The sequence below is a fragment of the Stenotrophomonas sp. FW305-C-20-S1 genome, assembly GCF_058783335.1.
In genome coordinates, this window is the sequence record NZ_JBYTEK010000042.1 from 34,298 (window position 1) to 38,535 (window position 4,238).

Below are 4,238 nucleotides of genomic sequence, written 5' to 3' on the forward strand. Positions count from 1 at the left end.
GGCCGGCAACTGCACGATGTCTGCCGGAGATCCATGAGGCTGCCGGCCAGCGGCCGGCACTACCATTACATTGCACAGCACGCCGTATAGTCGGCCCATGACCACCGCGACCGGGGTCGGATCCCTTTCGCACGCGAAAGGGCTCTGACCTCTACCTCCAGAGGCAGTGCGAGGTAGAGCCGAGAGCGGTCGACCAACGGTCGATGCTAATCGCCGTACAGCGCTTGCCTCTGCGAGGGAGTGACGCCAAAGATCCCCGCGTCGATCAGCTTCCTGTAGTGGTCTCTGTTGCGTGGACCCGGCGGGTCGCAACGAAGCAGATTGTCGAGGGAACCATCGGGCGCATCCGAAGGACTCCGATGACCTGACGCATAATCCTCTGCGGTAGCGCCTTCTTCGGTCAGGGTGACAGGTGGGAGGCCGGGAGATGCCCAGTTGCCAATGTCATTGAATGACCCGCCACAGAACTGGCCGGTCTGCCGCGTAACCATGCAACCGCTGCGCGTGTTCATGAACCCACAGTACGGAACCTCATGCATGAAGCGATCTCCATCCGGAGAAGCGACCTCACCGGATTCCACGTCAGTGACAAGCACATACCGGCCGTCAGGAGACGTCGCCGGATCGGCATCGTGTTCGAACAGAGAGTAGGAGCGCTCGCTCAGCTCTATCCGACGCACCAACTTGCCATGCCTCATGACCGACACGTTCCGGTAGCGACCGTTCTCCTCACCGTCATACCGCAGCGTGATGTCACTGCCAGCCTGTGTCCACTTCTCGTTGCCAGCTTTTGCGTCTAGTGGTGAAGCCAGTGATGCGAGCAAAGTGAAGACCAGGCTCAACATATTCATCCTCTCGGAAACTGTCATTGGCAAGCGAGGAAGATGCCATGGGCATCAGGGGCTTGCGGTGGTCTTTTCTATGCATTCGCCTTCCTGCTCAAGGGGTCGTCTTGAAAACTCCTTGATGCAGAACGCTCGCTGTTCACTCTCATCGCCCGCTTGTCTGATCCGATTGAGCAACTGATCGGCGCCGGGGCAATGCGCAACACGAGCGGCAACGAGGTTGCACACGGGAACAAAGGGGAAGTGCACGTCATGGCGTGGAATGTTCAGCTTCTCGTCCCAGGCCTGGAGCGGAAAGAGCACATGCAGCAACCCGTCCACCGCTTCATCTTCGCGTGGTCGCGTAAGGGCGGTATCCGGCGCATCCTCGAGCAACCTGGCATATGCATCCAGAAAGCGACGACCGCGCCGCTCGTGTTCTGCTGGTGTCGTCGCCCGCCGCAAAGCCGCGTAGTAAGGAAAGATGCTTTCTACATCAGGTGCGCTGCAGGTGATGCCACGTGGCTGCGACTGCGCATCACCAGGTTCTGCTGGCCTGCATGAGGTGCGCTTCAGTCGCTCCTCCAAAGTGGTCAGCACCCGGTCGATGGCGGCGCCAGAAGTGGGTTCACCATCCAGCTCGCCCACAAGCGACACCAGGCTGTCGCCCACCATCGGCACATACTCTCGCTCTGTATCCAGTGCGAAACCGGCGTGAGGCGGCGGGGGTGCAGTTGACGCTGCAGGCAGAGACAGTACAGCGGCCATCGCCAGCGCTACCATCATCGATGGCACATCAGGTCGCCGATGGAATCAGGCTGCAGGGCGATGGAGCACCACCTGACCGCCTTGCGTCCCCTTCGTGAGGGAATGAATTCGACTTCTACATCCAGACGGTCATCGTGGAAATCGAGTGTCTTGAAGTCGACCAAGGCGAAGTCGCGATCGAAGCGCGCGCCACCGACGGAGCAGATGAACTTCTCGCGGTGATACTCGGCTGGATGGCCGAGTCTGAAGGACTGGACTGTCAGACATGGATTGTCAGCGATTACGACATACCTGACAGCTCGCTCCTGGACAATCGCGATATCGGCCTTCGTGACTTTTGAGTAGTCGTTGTGCCGCTCTGAGGCTTTGGCGGTGCTGCCCGACAAGGATGGCGCAGCGTAAAGAACAAGCCAGGGCGTGGTCAGTAGTACTCGCTTCCAAACTCGAGTGAACATTTCAGATCTCCGATAGAACCATTTCCGATTTCAATTGAGCACTCTTTCACCTCATCACCGCTCCCGCGAAGGCTAAAAAATTCGATCTCCAGCGATAGTCGATCTGGCTCAAACCCTATTTTCCGCACGTCGACAAACGCGAAGTCATCGCGAAAACTCATCTTTCCAAGCGAACAGATTTTCTTCTGGCGAACGAGGCCTTCCATGTTCGCGGATTTGAAAATCTGGACCGTGATGCAATCCGAGGCGCCGCTAAGCATGATGTAACGCACCCAGTGGCCCATCATTCTTTGGACGCCGGCCATACGAACCTTCTCGTAGTCAATAGGCGGAGTTGAGGCTCCGGCAGAGAGGACCATCAGCATCAAACCGGCTAGAACTGCGGCTATACCTTGCATTACATCCTGCTCTTCGGCACGTCAGACGCATACATTGGTGGACATGAAGCCGCTCCACCATGAAAGAAGTACGAAATTGCAAATGTTCTTACGCTTCCCGGATGGAACTACGTGTTTGGCCATCCCTCTGGAGGTCTGACGAGGGGTAGAGTCGACCGTTGGCCGACTATCGCGCCCAGCGTTGGGTTTCACGTGTTCTGACCGGGGAGCGGTCGACTAACAGTCGACTCTACCCAGTCGAATCCGCGCCCTGTCATGCGGCGATGACTGCCACAGCTCGTATAGTCGCCCCATGACCACCACCGTCCCAGCCGACCTCCCCGCCATCCTGCACACCCTGCGCAGCGCCTGGCAGTCGCAGCGCCCGTCGCTAGACCAGCGCGGGAATGACCTGCGCCGCCTGCGCGAGGCGCTGAAGCTACGCCTGGACGAAATGGCCCAAGCCATCGCCGAGGACTTCGGCCACCGCGCCCACGTGGAATCGAAGCTGGCCGATGGCATGAGCGTGCTGTCGGCCATCGACCACCTGCGTCGCCACCTGCGGCGCTGGTCGAAGCCGCAGCGGGTGGGCGCCGGCTGGCGACTATGGCCGGCGCGCGCGCAGCTGCGGCCGATGCCGCTGGGTGTGGTCGGGGTGATCTCGCCGTGGAATTATCCGGTCACGCTGGCGTTGGTGCCGCTGGCTACAGCCATCGCCGCCGGCAACCATGTGCTGTTGAAGCCTTCGGAGCACACCCCGCGCACCAGCGCGTTCCTGGCCGATCTGCTGGCCAGCGTGTTCCCGCCCGAACGCGTAGCGGTGGTGCAGGGTGGGGCGGACGTGGCTGCGGCGGTGTCTTCGCTACCGCTGGACCACCTCGTGTTTACCGGTTCCACCGCGGTCGGCCGCAAGGTGATGGCGGCGGCGGCGGAGCATCTGGTGCCGCTGACGCTGGAACTGGGCGGCAAGTCGCCGGCGATCGTCTGCCGCGATTTCCCGTTGGACAAAGCCGCCGCGCGGTTGGCCACCGGCAAGTGGTTCAACGCCGGCCAGACCTGCATCGCGCCGGATTACGTGCTGATCGACGGCGTGCGCCAGCGTGAGTTCGTGCAGGCACTGCAGCAGCAGGTGCGCGAGCGCTATGGTGATTTCAGCGATGCCGACGACTACACGCGGATCATCAATGAGGGCCAGTACCGGCGCCTGCAGGGCTATCTGGCGCAGGCCCGCGAACGCGGCGTGCCGGTGATTCCGCTGGCGCAGGTGGATGAGGCGCGTGCTGACCGTGAGCGGCTGCTGGTGCCGACCGTGGTGCTGGACCCGCCGGATGACCTGGACCTGATGCGCGATGAGATCTTCGGCCCGATCCTGCCGGTGCGCGCCTATCCGGACCTGGATGCGGCGCTGGCCGACATCGTGGCCCGCGACCGGCCGTTGGCGCTGTATCCCTTCAGCCACGACACGGCCACGGTGGAGCGCATTCTCGGCCAGGTGGTGGCCGGCGGGGTCACGGTCAACGACACCCTGCTGCATTTCGCCGCCGATGGCTTGCCGTTTGGTGGGGTGGGCGCCAGTGGCATGGGGGCGTACCACGGGCGGGCCGGGTTTGATGCAATGAGCAAGCTGTTGCCGGTCCTGTGGCAGTCGCGCTGGGCTGCCAGTGATCGGCTGCGGCCGCCGTATTCGAAGATTGCGGGGTTGTTGAAACTGCTGCTTCGGTGAAATCAGGCAGGGCGTGCACCAGCGGTAGTGCCGGCCGCTGGCCGGCAACCTCATGACCCTTCGGCGGGGACCTGCACCTGCCGGCCAGCGG

5 protein-coding genes are annotated in these 4,238 nt (G+C 61.9%); 1 reads left to right on the plus strand and 4 read right to left on the minus strand.

What is annotated here, in order from left to right:
- Positions 1–206: 206 nt before the first annotated feature.
- The 4 genes from AC3WTC_RS17860 to AC3WTC_RS17875 form a co-directional block, all read right to left on the minus strand.
- On the minus strand, positions 207–842 hold the full coding sequence (locus AC3WTC_RS17860; protein ID WP_492712122.1) for a hypothetical protein: 636 nt from the start codon (positions 840–842) through the stop codon (positions 207–209).
- A gap of 54 nt (positions 843–896) precedes the next feature.
- On the minus strand, positions 897–1,499 hold the full coding sequence (locus tag AC3WTC_RS17865; RefSeq protein ID WP_133119709.1) for a hypothetical protein: 603 nt from the start codon (positions 1,497–1,499) through the stop codon (positions 897–899).
- 107 nt (positions 1,500–1,606) lie between these two features.
- Positions 1,607–2,047 carry a hypothetical protein gene (locus AC3WTC_RS17870; RefSeq protein WP_154881267.1) on the minus strand — a complete coding sequence of 147 codons (441 nt, stop codon included), beginning with the start codon at positions 2,045–2,047 and terminating at the stop codon, positions 1,607–1,609.
- On the minus strand, positions 2,014–2,445 hold the full coding sequence (locus tag AC3WTC_RS17875) for a hypothetical protein (protein ID WP_025878782.1): 432 nt from the start codon (positions 2,443–2,445) through the stop codon (positions 2,014–2,016). The genes AC3WTC_RS17870 and AC3WTC_RS17875 overlap by 34 nt, the downstream gene beginning before the upstream one ends.
- A 292-nt stretch (positions 2,446–2,737) precedes the next feature.
- On the opposite strand from AC3WTC_RS17875, the gene AC3WTC_RS17880 reads away from it, so the two are divergent.
- Positions 2,738–4,147: a coniferyl aldehyde dehydrogenase gene (locus tag AC3WTC_RS17880; RefSeq protein ID WP_492712124.1), complete on the plus strand. Its 1,410-nt coding sequence runs from the start codon at positions 2,738–2,740 to the stop codon at positions 4,145–4,147.
- Positions 4,148–4,238 lie beyond the last annotated feature (91 nt).

What these genes read in the sequence shown, in the direction of transcription:
- AC3WTC_RS17865 (WP_133119709.1), bottom strand. Translation starts at nt 1,499, where the DNA reads ATGGTGGGCGACAGCCTGGTGTCGCTTGTGGGCGAGCTGGATGGTGAA.
- AC3WTC_RS17870 (WP_154881267.1), bottom strand. Translation starts at nt 2,047, where the DNA reads ATGTTCACTCGAGTTTGGAAGCGAGTACTACTGACCACGCCCTGGCTT.
- AC3WTC_RS17875 (WP_025878782.1), bottom strand. Translation starts at nt 2,445, where the DNA reads ATGCAAGGTATAGCCGCAGTTCTAGCCGGTTTGATGCTGATGGTCCTC.
- AC3WTC_RS17880 (WP_492712124.1), top strand. Translation starts at nt 2,738, where the DNA reads ATGACCACCACCGTCCCAGCCGACCTCCCCGCCATCCTGCACACCCTG.